The sequence below is a fragment of the Citrifermentans bremense R1 genome, assembly GCF_000426865.1.
Taxonomy (GTDB): domain Bacteria; phylum Desulfobacterota; class Desulfuromonadia; order Geobacterales; family Geobacteraceae; genus Geomonas; species Geomonas bremensis.
The window spans coordinates 496,980-513,026 of sequence record NZ_AUGE01000001.1; the positions used below are offsets into that span (position 1 = coordinate 496,980).

Genomic DNA, 16,047 nt, shown 5'->3' on the forward strand with positions numbered 1-16,047 from the left:
CAGTTGCTCCTTAACCTATTACTTGGTGCGGCGCGCAAGCGACCTGTTCTCGACCAGGGGTATCACCATCTGCTGGTCGGTGGTCAGGGACTTAATGGTTAGAGCCTCTTCGGTCAGGTCGGTCACCTGGAACCTCGACCCGAGTTTGGAGCCCTTCTTCGCCAGGATGATCTCGTTGTTCGTGGAGAGAAACACGGTCTTCTCACCGTTCTTCTTCAGGTAGCCAAGGAAAACGAACTTCCCCATCTCCGCCTCGTCCAACTGCTCCTGCGTAGGCGGCGGAGGGGGCGGCGGCACAGGCTGCGCCACCGGCATCGGAGGCGGAAGAGGCGGCAGTTTGACCGGCGGGGGCGGAGGCGGCAGTTTGAGCGCCGGCGGCGCCTCACCCTTGAAGATGGGAGAAAAGATGTTGCGCCGAAAGCCGCTGAACGAAGAGAGCTCCTGGTCCAGTTGCGCCAGGTGCACGCTGCTGCTGTCAGCCACCCCCTTCCGGGCAGGCGCCTTTTTGCTCCTCGACACCGAAGCCGCCATCCCCGGGCGGTTCTTCAGCGTGGCCACCTCCTGCTGCCGGGGAGAGCGCAAGAACGAATAGCCGACGGAGCCCGCCAGAACCAGCAGCAAAAGGAATAGCACGAGCTTCTGGCGGTTCATGCCCCCTCCGTCTTCATATACACCGTGGTCTGAACCTTCAGCGTCACCGTCTCCTCGGTCGCACTCTGGCTACCCAGCGAGATGGAGTCGACCGTAACCAGTTCCTTGTAGCGCAGCAGGTCCGCGACGAATTTCTTCACCGAGGCATAGCGCCCGGAAACGGTGAAGGAAACGCCGTAGGTATCGATCTGCTTCTGCCCTTTGATCTTGGCCGGTTTGTAGGAGACCCCTTTCAGGGAAAGGGCATTGCTCTTGGCCGTGTCGAAGAGCTGGCTCATCAGCGCGGGGAACCGTTCCTTCGGCACCAGGCGTTTTTGGAACTCCCCCAGGTCGCGCATCCCGTTGTGATAGCGCGTGGCGTCGCCCACGGCCTCTCCCTTGGCAATGGCGTCCCTTTTGGCAAACCACTCCAGCTGCGCCTTTTCCAACGCCGGGCGCTGCCAATAGGAGAGGTAGAGCTGCATCGACACCGCGAGCAGCAGCAGAAAAGCCAGGAAAGCCAGCGATTTGCTCCTGGCGGCGATGATGTCGCGTACGATCTGATAATTCATCGGTAACCGACCTTGCAGGAGATGGCGAAGCCGATGCCTTGTTGGCTCTTGTCCACCTTGAGCTCGCTCTGCGACAGGAGGTACACCTCCGAGAAGTTGGGAGACTGTTCCATGTTCTCCAGCAGCGTGCGCAGGTTCGAGAAGCTGTAGGCTACCCCGGTAAGCTTCAGGGCTTGATCTTTCAAGACCGGCTCCACCTGGGTCAGCGCGACCCCGGCGGGGACCACCCCTTCAAGCTTGTCCAGGAGCGCGAGCCAGTTGAGGGTCTTTTTGTCGATGATCTCGTTGGCGAAGGCGACACTGCTCTCCAGGGACTTCAACTGCTCCGGGCTCACCGGAGCCGCGCCCGGACGCGCGCTGTTCGCCGCGGCGCTATCCCGTTTGACCGTATTGAACTCCACCTGGTTGTTGGCGATCTCGCGCACCTGGTAAACGAGGAGCGCAGCCAGCAAGAGCCCGGCGCCGAAAAGCGCCGCGTTCAGCCGGCGCATATTGAGGTAGCGCCGGGTAGCCAGGTTTATGGTCAGTTTCATGACAGGCTCCTAAGGGCAGCGCCAATCGATCCAGCCAACCCGTGCAGTGCCGGCCGGTCCAGCCCCAGGGCCGGGCCCTGCTGCACCATGCGCTCCATGTCGAGCAGCACCGGCTCAAGCCCAGAGGCCTCCGCCACCAGGGCGCGGAACGACTCGGCGTCAGCGGGGGCGGCCATGCAAAAGACTTCCCCCACCGCCTGACCCGGGAAACGATCGCCGTAGACCAGGAAGGAGCTGTTCACCTCGCGGTAGAGGTTCTGCACCTCGCCGACCCCTTCCTTGGTGCGGTAAAAGCTCAGCACGCCGGCGTGGAAGATCAGCACCGTCATCGCCCCCTGGTAGAAGGTGACGAACGCGCCGTCGTCGGAGATGTCCAGCCGCGGCGCGAAGAGGCGGTAGAAGTTGAAGGAGGTGAAGTCGATCTGTTTGGGCTCCAGCCCAGCCTGGATCAGGAGTTCCTCGTACTGAGTCACCACCGCCCGCGACACCAGCGATACCAGCAGGGAAACAGCGCCGCTCTCTTTCTCCTCGAGGGTCTGGTAGTCCAGGTGCACCGTGCCGATGTCGAAGGGAAGGCTCTTTTTGAGTTTCCAGCGGATTACCTCCAGTCCCTCCTCCCGGCTTCTGAAGCGTGCCTCCAGGTCGAGCAGCACCACGCGCCCCACCGCGTCCGGAAGCGAGACGCTGACCGAGCGCTCCCGGGTCAGTAGACGCAGATGCCCTTCCCGGAGCGCGGTGACGAACCCGTTGGGGTCGTTCACGTTCGGTTCCCGGCGCGACAGGGTCAGCATCCCGGGCGCAAAGGGGAGGGAAAGCCCCGTCTCCACCTTCGGCGTTTTGCCGCCGCTCACCATGGCGAAGCTGAGCCCGCCGGCGGAGATCTCGAGTCCCAGAGCCGTCCTGGTCATTAGCATGGCTGGCACCTACTCCACGAAAGTGACACGGTTGATCTCCTTTATCGTGGTCTCGCCCGCCAGCACCTTGGCTACCGCGCTCTCCCGCAGGAACATGGTCCCTGCTGCCTTGGCGGCCTTCTTGAGGGTGGCCACCGGTGACTTGGCGATGATCAGTTCCCTGATCTCGTCGTTCAGGTCCAAAAGCTCGACGATGGCGGAGCGGCCGCGGTAGCCGGTACCGTTGCACTCGTCGCATCCACGGGCCTCGTAGAGGGTCAGGCCGCGGGCGCTTTCCGGGTCGATCGCCGATTCGCGCAGTTCGTCGTCGGTAACCGTCACGGGCTTGCGGCAGGCGGGGCAGATCTTCCTGACCAGGCGCTGCGCCATGACGCAGTTAAGGCAGGCCACGAAGTTGTAGGGATCGATCCCCATGTGGGTGAAGCGGCCGATGACGTCGAATACGTTGTTGGCGTGCACCGTGGTGAACACCAGATGGCCGGTAAGCGCCGACTGCACCGCGATCTGCGCCGTCTCCGAGTCCCGGATCTCCCCGACCATGATCTTGTCCGGGTCGTGGCGCAGGACGGAGCGCAGGCCCCGGGCGAAGGTGAGCCCCTTCTTCTCGTTGACGGGGATTTGGGTGATGCCGGAGAGGACGTACTCGACCGGGTCCTCGATGGTGATGATCTTTTCCAGGCCGGTATGGATCTCGGTCAAGGCGCCGTAGAGGGTGGTGGTCTTGCCCGAACCGGTCGGCCCGGTTACCAGCACCATGCCGTAGGGCTCCTTGATCATCTTCCGGAAACGCTTGATCTCGCGGGGCGCCATCCCCAGCGTCTCCAGGGTGAGCCCCCGCAGGTCGCTGGCGATGCTCTCCTTGTCGAGGATACGGATGACCGCGTCCTCGCCGAAGGCGCTAGGCATGATGGAGACTCGGAAGTCGATGGACTTGGAGCCGATGCGGACCTTGAAGCGGCCGTCCTGCGGGATGCGGCGCTCCGAGATGTCCAGTTCGCTCATGACCTTGAGGCGGGAGATGAGAGGCCCCTGGAAATGGGAGTCGATGGGGTCGGTGGCCTTGTAGAGGACGCCGTCGATGCGGTACTTGATGAGGACGCCGTCCTGCGCGGTCTCGATATGGATATCGGAGGCGCGCCTGGTGAGGGCATCCAGTATGGTGGAGTTCACCAGCTTGATGATGGGGCTCGTGTCCGCTGTGACGTTCTCGACGGAGAGGATCTCCTCCCCTTTGTCGGTCTCGGTCACCAGCTGCAGCATGAAGTCCTCGGAGACCTCCTTCAGCACCCGGCTGGTCCCCTCGCCCCGTTTCAGATGGTAGGCGATCTCCGATTCGGCGGCCACCTTGAAAAGCAGAGGACGCTCGAGAAGGAGCGCCATCTCATCCAGCTGCAGCACCGCGGTGGGGTCTGAGATGGCCACCACCAGCAGATCTCCCTGCAAATCCAGCGGCACGAAGTGGAAGCGGAACATGACCTCGGGCGGGATGAAGTTGAACAGGGATTCGTCCGGGCGCACCCCCTTCAGGTCCACGTACTCGAGGCCGAACTGCTCGGCGAGCGCCATGGCCAGCACGATGTCGCTGATCAGCCCGTCGGCCAGGCAGATGATCCCCAGCCGTTCCTTGGTGCTATGCTGCTTGTCCAGCGCGTAGGCGAGCTGGTCCTGAGTCAGGTCCCCCCGCTCCAGCAGGATGTCGCCCAGTCTTTTCTTGCGGAAAGGTTTCAGCATGATCCCTCTAGCCGACAGTGCTGGCGATCTTGAAGATCGGCAGGTACATGGTGACGATGATGACCCCTATGACCACACCCATGGCCACCATGATCGCCGGCTCGATGGAGGTGGTGAGTACATGGAGGTCCCTTTCGATCTCCTCTTCGAAGTAATCGGAGATGTCGGACAGCATCTCCTCCAAAGAGCCTGTGGTCTCGCCGACGGTGAGCATGCGCAGCGCCAGGGGGGGCATCAGCTTCATGCCTTCAAGCGCGGTGGAAAGCTTGCTCCCCTCCTCTACGCGGTGCACTGCGAGGAGCAGGCCGCGCTCCAGTACCTTGTTGTTGAGCGTCCCCACCGACATCCGCATCGCCTCGACGATGGGGATACCGGAGCCCAGCACGGTGGCCAGGGTACGGGTAAAGCCGGCAAGGGCGTAACGGCTGGTGATGGCACCCAGAAGCGGGGTCTTGATCTTGAAGCCGTCCACCGTATAGCGTCCGGATTCGGTCTGGCTCCAGCGCTTGAAGAGGGTCATCGCCACGCCCCCCATAAGCAGAAGCAGAGGCAGGTAGTGCCGCAAGAGCCCGGTGAAATTGATCAGTATCTGGGTCGGCATCGGCAAAGCGGCGCCGGAATCCGCGTAGATGGTGCTGAAGGTCGGCACCACGTAGATGAGCAGCAAAGAGACCGCCACCGCCGCGACCGTGACCAGGATGGCGGGGTAGATAAGCGCGCCGATGACCTTGCCGCGGAACCCCTCGGTTCTCTTGAGAAAGGCGATGTAGCGGCGGATCGTCTGCGGCAGGTCCCCGGTCCTCTCCCCGGCACGGACCGACGCGATGTAGAGATGGGGAAACACCCTCGGAAACTTCTCGAAGGCGGCGGAGAGCGCCAGTCCACCTTTCACGTCCTCGCGGATCGCCGACAGTATCTCGTTGAGCTTGCCCCCTCCCGACTCCAGGATGGTGTCGAGCGCCTGCAGGATGGGGAGTCCGGCCTTGAGCAGCACCAGGAGTTCCTGGTTGAATAACAGCAGCTCCTTGTTGCCGATCTTCTTGCGCCCGATCCCCGATTCCAGCAGGAACTGGAACGGCTTCTTGCGCACCTCGAAGACGACGTACCCTTGCTCTTCCAGGCTCTGCCGGAGCAAGCCGGCGTTGACCGCGTCGAGGTCCTTGACCAGGATCTTGCCGTCGGAGGCGCCTATTTTACAGGTAAAGACGGGCATAAGGCACTATGAGTACCACAAATAGGCTTGAATTAAAACCTTAAAAGAAAACCAATTCTGCCTACAGAGGCGATCAGGCCTGAGTCATGCCAACGGCCCACGCGACGAAACAGACGAGCACGCCCGCACCCCATTTGAGGGCGGCGGAGCGGTCGAAGCTGTCCCGGGCAGGAAAGGCCTTGAGGATCAGCAAAATAGTGCAGGCGACGAAGCCCCAGAGCCCGGCGAGGCAGATTATGGACCAAAGCGTATCGGACATCACACCCTCTCCTTGGGCAAAAGGCACCGCAGCAGCGAGCCGAACTTCAGCTTCCATACCATGACCACCGCCTCGCGCACGATCCTCTTGGACATCTTCGAGGTGCCGGCATGCCGGTCGATGAAGATGATGGGGACCTCGCTGATTCGCAGCCCCTTTTCCTTGCAGCGGTAGTTCATTTCGATCTGGAAGGAATAGCCGTCCGAGCAGATCTTGGTGAGATCGACGGCCTTCAGCGTCTCGGCTCGGAAGCATTTGAAGCCGCTGGTGCAGTCTGAAATAGTAAGGCCGGTGATGACGCGCGTGTAGACGCTGGCGAAGTAGCTCAGCATGAGGCGGCGCAGCGGCCAGTTCACCACGCTTACCCCGTTCAGGTACCTGGAGCCGATGACCAGGTCGGACTGCTTCATCTCAGCGAAAAAATAGGGTATCACCGCGGGATCATGGGAGAAATCGGCATCCATCTGTACCACCACATCCGCCCCGAGCGCCAGAGCGCGGGCGAACCCTTCACGGTAGGCGGATCCAAGCCCCAGTTTTCCTTTCCGGTGCAGCACCGTCACCCGGCCGGTTTCCGCCGCCAGCGCCTCGGCCACGTCCCCTGTGCCGTCCGGGGAATTATCGTCCACGACCAGCAGTTGAAGGGCAGGGTCGAGGGAAAGTATCTGCCTGGCCAACATCTCCAGGTTGTCCCTTTCGTTGTAGGTGGGTATCACCACGATCGGTTTGATGGGTTTCAAGAGGGACTCGCTTTCTATTCCTAAAATAGACGGAAAAAGACCGGAAAGATCCCGCCACCGCGCGCTGCGCCTGGAAAGGACCTCGCAGAGGATAAACGATTTGCCTTTACCAAGTCAAGACAAAGGGGGGCAAGGCAACGGGGTGGCAAGACAGATGCTTTCCGAAGGAAGCGCACGGCACAGAAGGCAGGTGCGACTGGCACAACTGCCGATCGCAAAGAAAAAGGGAAGATCGCGTTAGGCGAACTTCCCTTTTAATGGCGGGGTTGACGGGGCTCGAACCCGCGACTTCCAGCGTGACAGGCTGGCACTCTAACCGACTGAGCTACAACCCCAAGACTCGAAGACGGTTCAACGTGCGAAGTTCGACGTTAACCGCCTTGTTCCTGGGTCCATGGTTCCAACGTTGAACGTTGAACCTTGAACGGATTCTTTTGGTGGGTGAAGAGGGGATCGAACCCCCGACATCCAGCTTGTAAGGCTGGCGCTCTCCCAGCTGAGCTATTCACCCATTGAATATGTATGGCGGGGTTGACGGGGCTCGAACCCGCGACTTCCAGCGTGACAGGCTGGCACTCTAACCAACTGAGCTACAACCCCGCATGTACAGCGTTTCCGGCAAAAAAACAGCGTTAGCTGTTTACCAGGTCCTTCAAGGTGTTGCCCGGCTTGAACTTCGGCGCAGACGAAGCGGCAATCTCGATCTTCTTGCCGGTTTGCGGATTCTGGCCGGTCCTGGCGGCGCGCTCGGCGACGCTGAAGGTACCGAAACCTACCAGGGTCACCTTATCGCCGGTGGCGAGGCAGTTGGTCAGTGCGTCCAAAATTCCCATGAGGGACTTCTCAGCATCAACCTTGGTTAACTGGGCTTCTTCTGCTATGGCGCTTACCAGCTCTGCCTTATTCATTGATCCTCCCGGTTTGCATCGCAAAGTGAAGACATCTTATACCAGAGCGCCGTCGCGACTGTCAACCTTTTTTCTGCGGCTTTTTTTCTAATGTGGCACAACTGAATTTTCGGTCGCGGCGACGGCAGCATCACCGTAGATCGCCGCCGGAGCAAGCCCTACCGGCGCGAGGAGCGCGTACCCCAGCACCTCGTCCATGTGGGCCACCGGGTGCACCGTGATGCCGGCGCGGATCTCCTTGGGGATCTCGGCCAGGTCCTTCTCGTTCTCCTTGGGGATCAGCACGGTGCGGATACCCCCCCGCCCTGCCGCCAGGAGCTTCTCCTTGAGGCCGCCGATGGGGAGCACCGTGCCGCGCAGGGTCACCTCGCCGGTCATGGCGATATCGCGTCTCACCGGCCTCCTGGTGAGCGCCGAGGCGAGCGCGCAGGCCATGGCTATCCCGGCCGAGGGACCGTCCTTCGGTATGGCCCCCTCCGGGACGTGGATGTGGATGTCCAGATGCTGGTAGAAGTCCTTGGCGAACCCCAGAAGCTCGCCGCGGGAACGGACGTAGGTCATGGCGGCCTGCGCCGATTCCTGCATCACCTCGCCGAGCTTGCCGGTCACGGTCAGCTTCCCCTTGCCCGGCAGCGACACCACCTCGATGTTCAGGAGTTCTCCCCCCACCTCGGTCCAGGCGAGACCGGTCACGAGCCCCACCGCGTCTTCCAGCCCCGCCTCTCCGTACTTGAAGCGCGGCGCACCCAGGAAGCCGGCTATCTGGCGCGGCTGCACGCTGCGACGCAGCTTGCCGCCACCGGCGACGGCGAAGGCGATCTTGCGGCAGACGGCGCCGATCTCACGCTCCAGGTTCCGGACGCCTGCCTCGCGGGTGTAGCGGCGGACCAGCTCCAGGACGGCCGCATCGGTGAAGCCGATCCCCTTCCCTGCGAGCCCGTTCCCCGCCGCCTGCTTGGGGACCAGGTACTCGCGCGCGATGGCGAGCTTTTCGTGCTCGGTGTAGCCGTCCAGCCGCACCACCTCCATGCGGTCCAGAAGCGGCCTCGGTATGGTGTGGCTCGAGTTGGCGGTGGTGATGAACATCACCTGCGAGAGGTCGTAGTCGAGGTCGAGAAAATGGTCGTTGAAGCAGTTGTTCTGCTCCGGGTCGAGCACTTCCAGAAGCGCCGAGGCGGGATCGCCGCGGAAGTCGGAGCTCATCTTGTCGATCTCGTCCAAAAGAAAGACCGGGTTAGAGGAGCCGCACTTCTTGAGCGACTGGATGATCCGGCCGGGCATGGCGCCTACGTAGGTGCGCCGGTGCCCCCTGATCTCCGCCTCGTCGCGCACCCCGCCCAGCGAGATCTTCACGAAGTCGCGGCCGGTGGCTTTCGCGACCGAGCGGGCGAGCGAGGTCTTGCCGACCCCGGGAGGGCCCACCAGGCAGAGGATGGGGCCCTTCATCCCCGGGGCGAGCGCGCTCACCGCCAGGAATTCGAGGATCCTGAGCTTCACCTTCTCCAGGCCGTAATGGTCGGCGTCCAGCCGCTCCCGGGCCACCTTCAACTCACGGTTTTCCTCGGCGTAGGCGCCCCAGGGAAGCGCGAGGAGCCACTCCACGTAGTTGCGCACCACCGAGGCCTCGGCCGACATGGGAGACATGAACTTAAGCTTCTTGATCTCGCTTTGCACCTTCTGCTTGGCCTCGGGCGACAGCGGCAGCTTGGCCGCCTTCGCCTCAAGGGCGCGCAGCTCCTGCTTGAACTCGTCTTTGCCCCCCAGCTCCTTCTGGATCGCCCTGATCTGCTCGTTCAGGTAGTAATCCTTCTGGGTCTTCTCCATCTGCTTCTTGACCCGGGCATGGATCTTCTTCTCGATCTGCAGGATCTCGATCTCCGCCCCCATGAGCGACAAGAGCCGCTCCATGCGGCGTGCGGGCTGCACCGCGGCCAGAAGCTCCTGCTTTTGCGCCACCTTAAGGTTCAGGTGCGGGGCGATGGAGTCGGCCAGGCGGGAGGGGTCCGCGATCGCCTGCACCGACTGCAGGATCTCGGACGGGACCGAGCTGTTCAGCTCGACGTAGCTTTCGAAGGAGGCGAGCACCCCGCGCTTGAGCGCCTCGTTCTCGCTGTCGTTGCCGTTTTGCTCCTCGAGCACCTCGACCTCGACCTCGAAGTATTCGCTGTTGTCGGAGAAGGAGGCGATGGAGCCGCGCCGCTTCCCTTCCACCAGCACCTTCACGGTCCCGTCGGGGAGCTTCAGTAGCTGGATCACCTGGCAAAGGGTCCCGACCGTGTAGATGTCGCCAGGCTCGGGGTCCTCGGTCTTGGCATTTTTCTGCGTGGCCAAAAGGATCAGCTTGTCGTTTTGCGCCATGGCCGCCTCCAGGGCGAGCACCGACTTCTCCCTCCCGACGAAGAGGGGAATCACCATGTGCGGGAAGATAACTATGTCCCTTAATGGAAAGAGAGGGAATCTTTCCGGATTCCCCCTCCTTTTACCTCTGGTTCTCGCTTTTTCAGTCATGTTTTCCTGTATGCTCAGGCGCTTTCCGCCACGTTCTCGTAGACGATGATCGGCTTTTCCTTGCTGTAGATCACCTCTTCGTTGATGACCACTTCCTTCACCATGCTCTGGGAAGGGATCTCGTACATGATGTCCAGCATGGCGTTTTCGAGGATGGAGCGCAGGCCGCGGGCGCCGGTCTTTCTCTTCAGCGCCTCGCGGGCTATGGCGACCAGGGAGCCGTCGGTGAACTTCAGCTTCACGTGCTCCATATCGAAGAGCTTCTGGTACTGCTTGATCAGCGCGTTCTTCGGCTCCTTGAGGATCTGCACCATCGCCTCCTCGTCGAGCTCGGAGAGCGAGGCGAGCATGGGAAGGCGCCCCACGAACTCGGGGATGAAGCCGAACTTGAGGAGATCCTCAGGGGTCACCCCGGCCAGCAGTTCGCCCGCCTTCTTCTCCACCTTCTTCTTGACGTCCGCGCCGAAGCCGAGCGTCTTGACCCCGATCCTCTGCTGGATGATGCTGTCCAACCCGGGGAAGGCCCCGCCGCAGATGAACAGGATGTTGGTGGTGTCCACCTTGAGGAACTCCTGCTGCGGGTGCTTGCGGCCACCCTTGGGGGGTACGCTCGCCACGGTCCCTTCGATGATCTTCAAAAGGGCCTGCTGCACCCCCTCGCCCGACACGTCGCGGGTGATGGAGGGGGAGTCGGACTTCCTGGCGATCTTGTCGATCTCGTCGATGTAGATGATCCCCTTCTGCGCCTTCTCCACGTCGTAGTCGGACGCCTGCAAAAGGGTCAGGATGATGTTTTCCACGTCCTCGCCGACGTAACCCGCCTCGGTCAAGTTGGTGGCGTCCGCCATGGCGAAAGGCACCTTGAGGATGCGGGCCAGGGTCTGCGCCAGGAGCGTTTTGCCGCTGCCGGTGGGGCCCAGAAGCAGGATGTTGCTCTTCTGCATCTCGACGTCGCCCGGCTTGACCGCGGCCTCGACCCTCTTGTAATGGTTGTACACGGCGACGGCCAGGACCTTCTTCGCCCTGGACTGGCCGATCACGTACTCATCGAGGACTTCCTTGATCTCCTGCGGCTTGGGAAGTTTCCTCACATCGGTTGCGGTGGCATCCTCCAGCTTGGACTCCTCCGCGATGATGTCGTTGCAAAGCTCGATGCACTCGTCGCAGATGTAGACCGTAGGCCCCGCAATCAACTTCTTTACCTCTTCCTGGCTCTTCCCGCAAAAGGAACAGATCAGCGTGTCGGAACGGTCATCTCTTCTGCTCAATTGGCACCTCCGGTGACGACGTTTCTAGTCACAATGGCATCTATGATGCCGTAATTCTTGGCCTCTTCGCCCGACATGAAGTAGTCGCGCTCGGTATCGGCCGCTACCTTTTCCACGCTCTGGCCGGTATGCTCGGCCAAAAGCGCGTTCAGTTGATCCTTCATGCGCAGGATCTCTTTGGCGTGGATATGGATGTCCGTCGCCTGCCCCTGGAAACCGCCCAGGGGCTGGTGGATCATGATGCGCGAGTTGACCAGCGAGTACCGTTTCCCCTTCTCGCCGCCGGACAGAAGGAACGCGCCCATGGAGGCGGCCTGCCCGACGCAGATGGTGGAGACCGGCGCCTTGATGTAGCGCATGGTGTCGTAGATGGCCATGCCGGCGGTAACCACGCCGCCGGGGGAGTTGATGTAGAGGTGGATATCCTTGTCCGGGTCCTCGGCCTCGAGGAAGAGGAGCTGCGCTATCACCAGGTTCGCGACGTTATCGTCGATGCCGCCGCCCAGGAAGATGATCCTGTCCTTCAGCAGGCGCGAGTAGATGTCGTACGACCTCTCGCCCCGGCCGGTCTGCTCCACTACTATCGGTACAAGCATGGACACTCCTATTTAATTTCCGCCTTGGGGACTTCGGTCACCTTGGCGCGGTCAAGGATGAACTGCACCGCCTTGTCTTCCCTCATCTGGGCCATCAGGTTGTCCTTGGCCCGCTCGTTGGTCTTGTACAGCTGCGTCACCTTCTCCAGGTCCTGCCTGGTCTGCTCGGCGATCACGGAGAGCTGCGCCTCGAACTCCTCTTCGGTCGGCTCGATCTTTTCCTTCTCGGCGACCGCGTCCAGAAGCAGCGAACCTTTCACCTGCTCACGGGCGTTATCGCGGAACTGCGCCTTGTAGCTGTCGTCGGTCATCCCCATCATCTCCAGGGAAAGCCTCTGGGAGGCGAGCCTCTGCTTGGTGCTCTCCAGCATCATCTGCGCCTGGCGGTCCACCAGCGCCTCGGGAACCTCGAGCTCGTTCTTCTCGATCAGGGCCTTGATGAGGCGGTCGCGCAGTTCGGCGTTGATGCGGCTGACTTCCTGGGCCTCGTTCATCTCGGCGAGCTTGGCCTTCAGGAGGTCCAGGGTCTCGAACTCCTCGCCGAACTCCCTGGCGAAGTCGTCGTTCAGCTCCGGAAGCTCCTTCACCTTGATCTCCTTGACGGAGACCTCGAAGTCGGCAGGCTTGCCGGCCAAGTCGGCGTTGCCGTACCCTTCCGGGAAGTTGACCTTGATGGTGCTGTTGGTCCCGACGGTCATGCCGACCATCTGCTCCTCGAAGCCGGGGATGAAACGCCCGGAGCCGAGTTCGAGCTGGAAGTCCTCGGCGGAGCCCCCCTCGAAATAGACGCCTTCCATGGAGCCTTTGAAGTCGAAGGTGACGAAGTCGCCCATGGCCGCTGCATGCCCTTCGGGTGCCGGACCAAGCTGGGACATGCGCTCCTGCATCTCCTTCAGGCGCGCGGCTACGACGGAATCGTCGATCTCAAGCTTCTCTTTGACCACTTCGAGGGCGGTGTAATCCTTCACCTCGACTTCCGGGAAGACCTCGACGGTGGCGGAATATTTGAACGCTTCGCCCTTTTTCAGCGGGTCGCTCTCGATCACCGGGTACCCGACCGGGTTCAGCTTCTGCTCGCTCACCGCGCTGAAGTAGGTTTCCTGGACCAGGTTTTTCACCACGTCGTCGGCCATCTTCTCGCCGTAGTGCTTCTCGATCAGGCTCATCGGGACCTTGCCCTTCCGGAACCCCTTTATGGCGGCATGCTTTCTTATTTCGGCATAAGCTTTGTCAACTTCAGCAGAAACTTTGTCTGCCGGGATTTCGAAGTTCAACTTCTTCTTGATGCTGTTGACCGATTCAACACTGATCTGCATGAAAATTCCTCTCTTTTGTTCACATTATAGGGCAGGCTCTCTGCCGTAATGCCTGATGGCACGGGGTCTGGGCGGGAATTCTGATGACGGGTCGTCGGGGCATCCGCTGGGGAAGCTGCCTCCCGTAAGAGGCCAGGAAGCGGCGCTCGTCGGTTTGGCGCACGCAACAAGAGCGTAAGGTACCAAAGGGGGAGGGAATTTGTCAACACAGAATTAGATTTGTTCTATCAACGATTTAACCTGCCGCACGGGGGGGAGAGCCCGTCGCAACTAGAAGGCGCGAAAGGCTTCGCCGCGCCCCCGGACAGAGCCGGAGGCGCGGCTGGCGCTTTTAAAAACTAGTAGGCCTCGTGGTCCCCGGCCAGGGTCTCGGCGCTGACCCGACCCCGGAAGAGCCGGTAGACCCAGACCTTGTAGGCGATCACGATCGGCACGAAGACGAAGGCGACCACGGTCATGATCCGCAGCGTGTAATCGGAGGAGGAGCTGTTGTATATAGTGAGGCTGTAAAGCGCGTCGAGGTTCGAGGGGATCAGGTTCGGAAAGAGCCCGATGACGCCGGTGAAAACCACGCCCAGGATGGTGGCGCAGGATGCCGCGAAAGCCGCCAGGGTGTTCCCCTTGGCAAGGAACAGCCGGACGGCTAAGAGCGCTGCCACGGCCAGGAGCGGCACCACGGCGAAGACGGGGGCGGCGAGGTAGTTGTCGTAAAGCCGCGTTGCGAAATTGCTGTAGCCCAGAAAGCCAACCGCCACCACCAGAAGCGGTATCCAGAGCGCCTTCGCCGTCTCTTCGGCGCGACGGCTCAGGGCGCCGGTGCTCTTCAGGGCCGCATAGAGCGCGCCGTGCTCCAGAAAGAGCAGTACGAAGAGAAGGCCGCTCACCACGCCATAAGGGTTCAACAAGTAGATGAGAGAGCCATGGTAGCCCGCCTCGTCCATGGGGAGACCGGCGAAGATGTTGCCGAAGGCCACCCCGAACAAAAGCGCCGGGATAAAGCTTGAGACGACGATGGCCCAGTCCCAGCACCCCTTCCAGAGGGCGCCGTCTTCCTTGCCGCGGAACTCGAAGGAGACCCCGCGCACGATGAGCGCGAAAAGAAGCAGCAATAACGGGGTGTACAGGTAGCTGAACATCAGCGCATAGGTGGTCGGGAAGGCGGCAAAGGTGGCGCCCCCGGCGGTCACCAGCCAGACCTCGTTACCGTCCCATACGGGGCCGTAGCTGTTGATGAGGACGCGCCGGTCGGTATCGTCTCTGCCGAGCACGCGGTGCAGCATGCCCCCTCCCAGCACGAAACCGTCCAGCATGAAATAGACCCCCCACAGAACACCCCAAAGCACAAACCAAACGATATGCAGATCCATTTGCTCCCCCTATTTTCCGAATGCGCCGGTGGCGCCAATGCTCGTTTCTTCCGGCCCCTTGCGGGCGAACTTCGCCAGAAGGTAGATATCGACAAAGCCCAAAAGCCCGTAAAGGAGGGTGAAGCCGAGCAGCGAACCGATCACCTGAGACAGGTCGATGCTCTTCGACACCGCGTCCGAGGTCCTCATGAGACCATAGACGATCCAGGGCTGCCTCCCCACCTCGGACACCACCCACCCCAGTTGGTTGGCGATGTAAGGGAGCGGGATGCAGAGGACCATCGCGCGCAGGAACCAGGGGTATTTCTCCAAAAGGTTCCTGCGGTGGAAAAAGATGGAGACGGCGGCGAGGACGATGAAGAGCGTCCCAAGCCCTACCATGGCGCGGAAGCTCAGAAAGACCGGGAGCACCGGCGGGCGGTCCGCCTTCGGGAAGGAATTCAGCCCCCGCACCTCGGCGTTCAGGTCATGATAGGCCAGAAGGCTCAGCATACCCGGAACCGGGAAGGCGGAGACGAGGTTGCACTGGTTCTTCTCGTCTGGAAACGCGATCAGGTGCATGGGGGCGTTGCGGCAGCTGTCCCAGATGGATTCCATGGCCGCGAACTTGGCGGGCTGGGTCTTGGCGACGTCGACCGCGTGGAAATCCCCGATGACGGCTACCATCAGCGTGGAGGCAAGGGCGAAGACGGCACCCATGCCGAAAGACGCCTTGAAGAAATCGCGGTTGCGCCCCCTGAGCAGGTGCCAGGCCGACACCCCCATCACGAAGAAGGCCCCCACCGTGTAGCCGGAAACGATCTGGTGCCCGAATTTCAAAAGGCCGAACGGGTTGGTGATGAGCGCCATGAAGTCGACCATCTCGGCGCGGCCGTTTCTGAGCACGTACCCCACCGGGTGCTGCATCCAGCCATTGGCCAGCAGGATCCAAAGCCCAGAGAGGTTGGTCGCCAGCGCGACGATCCAGATCGAGGCCGCATGCATCTTCTTTCCCACCTTGTTCCAGCCGAAGGCCCAGACGCCGATGAACACGGACTCCAGAAAGAAGGCAACCGTGGCCTCGATGGCGAGCGGGGCGCCGAAGATGTCACCCACGTAGCGGGAGTACTCGGCCCAGTTCATGCCGAACTGGAACTCCAGGGTGATGCCGGTCACCACCCCCAGCGCGAAGTTGATCAGGAAGAGCTTCCCCCAGAACTTCGTCATCCTCTTGTACATCTCGTTGCCGGTGACCACGTAGCGGGTTTCCATGGCGGCGACGAGAACCGACAGCCCCAGGGTCAACGGGACAAAAATGAAGTGGAACATGCTGGTGACGGCAAACTGCAGCCTGCTCAAGGTCAATACATCCATCTGTGCGCTCCTTTGAATAAAATGCACGTTTTGGGGCCGGGGGCCCGTACTTCTGTCATTAAGACCGGATCAAGCCTATGGCGTATACGGGATCAACAGGACCTTCTTTATCTGATTTGCGGACAAAAATTTTTTCGAG

Annotated in this window: 15 protein-coding genes and 3 tRNA genes; all 18 read right to left on the reverse strand. The window is 61.4% G+C overall.

The genetic code is table 11. From position 1 onward, the window contains the following. Positions 1–18 precede the first annotated feature (18 nt). Positions 19–651, reverse strand: coding sequence for a hypothetical protein (locus K419_RS0102265; protein WP_026840143.1), 633 nt, complete (start codon positions 649–651; stop codon positions 19–21). Continuing rightward, positions 648–1,202, reverse strand: coding sequence for a type 4a pilus biogenesis protein PilO (gene pilO, locus K419_RS0102270; RefSeq protein ID WP_026840144.1), 555 nt, complete (start codon positions 1,200–1,202; stop codon positions 648–650). The genes K419_RS0102265 and pilO overlap by 4 nt, the downstream gene beginning before the upstream one ends. Further along, complete coding sequence (locus K419_RS0102275; protein ID WP_026840145.1) at positions 1,199–1,735, reverse strand: PilN domain-containing protein; 537 nt, start codon at positions 1,733–1,735, stop codon at positions 1,199–1,201. Before K419_RS0102275 ends, pilO begins: the two co-directional genes overlap by 4 nt. After that, the gene (gene pilM, locus K419_RS0102280; RefSeq protein WP_026840146.1) at positions 1,732–2,649 is read right to left on the reverse strand and encodes a type IV pilus biogenesis protein PilM; all 918 of its coding nucleotides are present in this window, start codon (positions 2,647–2,649) and stop codon (positions 1,732–1,734) included. The genes K419_RS0102275 and pilM overlap by 4 nt, the downstream gene beginning before the upstream one ends. Positions 2,650–2,658: 9 nt before the next feature. Beyond that, positions 2,659–4,380: a GspE/PulE family protein gene (locus K419_RS0102285; protein ID WP_026840147.1), complete on the reverse strand. Its 1,722-nt coding sequence runs from the start codon at positions 4,378–4,380 to the stop codon at positions 2,659–2,661. A gap of 7 nt (positions 4,381–4,387) precedes the next feature. Further along, complete coding sequence (locus tag K419_RS0102290) at positions 4,388–5,593, reverse strand: type II secretion system F family protein (protein WP_026840148.1); 1,206 nt, start codon at positions 5,591–5,593, stop codon at positions 4,388–4,390. Positions 5,594–5,666: 73 nt separating this feature from the next. Beyond that, positions 5,667–5,852, reverse strand: a complete 186-nt coding sequence (locus K419_RS0102295; protein ID WP_026840149.1) for a hypothetical protein — start codon at positions 5,850–5,852, stop codon at positions 5,667–5,669. Continuing rightward, positions 5,852–6,592: a polyprenol monophosphomannose synthase gene (locus tag K419_RS0102300; protein WP_156912165.1), complete on the reverse strand. Its 741-nt coding sequence runs from the start codon at positions 6,590–6,592 to the stop codon at positions 5,852–5,854. The genes K419_RS0102295 and K419_RS0102300 overlap by 1 nt, the downstream gene beginning before the upstream one ends. A 258-nt stretch (positions 6,593–6,850) precedes the next feature. After that, positions 6,851–6,927: transfer RNA gene (locus K419_RS0102305), tRNA-Asp, on the reverse strand. A 100-nt stretch (positions 6,928–7,027) separates the two neighbouring features. After that, positions 7,028–7,103, reverse strand: a tRNA-Val gene (locus K419_RS0102310). A 12-nt stretch (positions 7,104–7,115) separates the two neighbouring features. Beyond that, a tRNA-Asp gene (locus K419_RS0102315) sits at positions 7,116–7,192 on the reverse strand. 32 nt (positions 7,193–7,224) lie between these two features. Continuing rightward, the gene (locus tag K419_RS0102320; protein ID WP_226373936.1) at positions 7,225–7,524 is read right to left on the reverse strand and encodes an HU family DNA-binding protein; all 300 of its coding nucleotides are present in this window, start codon (positions 7,522–7,524) and stop codon (positions 7,225–7,227) included. Positions 7,525–7,587: 63 nt separating this feature from the next. Beyond that, on the reverse strand, positions 7,588–10,008 hold the full coding sequence (gene lon / locus K419_RS0102325) for an endopeptidase La (RefSeq protein WP_026840151.1): 2,421 nt from the start codon (positions 10,006–10,008) through the stop codon (positions 7,588–7,590). A 14-nt stretch (positions 10,009–10,022) separates the two neighbouring features. Next, on the reverse strand, positions 10,023–11,276 hold the full coding sequence (clpX, locus tag K419_RS0102330) for an ATP-dependent Clp protease ATP-binding subunit ClpX (protein WP_012529704.1): 1,254 nt from the start codon (positions 11,274–11,276) through the stop codon (positions 10,023–10,025). Continuing rightward, positions 11,273–11,872, reverse strand: a complete 600-nt coding sequence (gene clpP / locus K419_RS0102335; protein ID WP_012529703.1) for an ATP-dependent Clp endopeptidase proteolytic subunit ClpP — start codon at positions 11,870–11,872, stop codon at positions 11,273–11,275. The genes clpX and clpP overlap by 4 nt, the downstream gene beginning before the upstream one ends. A gap of 8 nt (positions 11,873–11,880) precedes the next feature. Next, the gene (tig, locus tag K419_RS0102340; RefSeq protein ID WP_026840152.1) at positions 11,881–13,188 is read right to left on the reverse strand and encodes a trigger factor; all 1,308 of its coding nucleotides are present in this window, start codon (positions 13,186–13,188) and stop codon (positions 11,881–11,883) included. A gap of 338 nt (positions 13,189–13,526) precedes the next feature. Further along, positions 13,527–14,555, reverse strand: a complete 1,029-nt coding sequence (cydB, locus tag K419_RS0102345) for a cytochrome d ubiquinol oxidase subunit II (protein ID WP_026840153.1) — start codon at positions 14,553–14,555, stop codon at positions 13,527–13,529. Between the two features lie 9 nt (positions 14,556–14,564). Then, positions 14,565–15,908 carry a cytochrome ubiquinol oxidase subunit I gene (locus K419_RS0102350; RefSeq protein ID WP_026840154.1) on the reverse strand — a complete coding sequence of 448 codons (1,344 nt, stop codon included), beginning with the start codon at positions 15,906–15,908 and terminating at the stop codon, positions 14,565–14,567. Between the last annotated feature and the right edge of the window lie 139 nt (positions 15,909–16,047).

Coding starts and splice junctions, on each gene's coding strand:
- lon (WP_026840151.1), bottom strand. CDS start 10,008: ATGACTGAAAAAGCGAGAACCAGAGGTAAAAGGAGGGGGAATCCGGAA.
- clpP (WP_012529703.1), bottom strand. CDS start 11,872: ATGCTTGTACCGATAGTAGTGGAGCAGACCGGCCGGGGCGAGAGGTCG.
- pilO (WP_026840144.1), bottom strand. CDS start 1,202: ATGAATTATCAGATCGTACGCGACATCATCGCCGCCAGGAGCAAATCG.
- K419_RS0102290 (WP_026840148.1), bottom strand. CDS start 5,593: ATGCCCGTCTTTACCTGTAAAATAGGCGCCTCCGACGGCAAGATCCTG.
- K419_RS0102295 (WP_026840149.1), bottom strand. CDS start 5,852: ATGTCCGATACGCTTTGGTCCATAATCTGCCTCGCCGGGCTCTGGGGC.
- pilM (WP_026840146.1), bottom strand. CDS start 2,649: ATGCTAATGACCAGGACGGCTCTGGGACTCGAGATCTCCGCCGGCGGG.
- cydB (WP_026840153.1), bottom strand. CDS start 14,555: ATGGATCTGCATATCGTTTGGTTTGTGCTTTGGGGTGTTCTGTGGGGG.
- K419_RS0102275 (WP_026840145.1), bottom strand. CDS start 1,735: ATGAAACTGACCATAAACCTGGCTACCCGGCGCTACCTCAATATGCGC.
- K419_RS0102265 (WP_026840143.1), bottom strand. CDS start 651: ATGAACCGCCAGAAGCTCGTGCTATTCCTTTTGCTGCTGGTTCTGGCG.
- tig (WP_026840152.1), bottom strand. CDS start 13,188: ATGCAGATCAGTGTTGAATCGGTCAACAGCATCAAGAAGAAGTTGAAC.
- K419_RS0102350 (WP_026840154.1), bottom strand. CDS start 15,908: ATGGATGTATTGACCTTGAGCAGGCTGCAGTTTGCCGTCACCAGCATG.
- K419_RS0102285 (WP_026840147.1), bottom strand. CDS start 4,380: ATGCTGAAACCTTTCCGCAAGAAAAGACTGGGCGACATCCTGCTGGAG.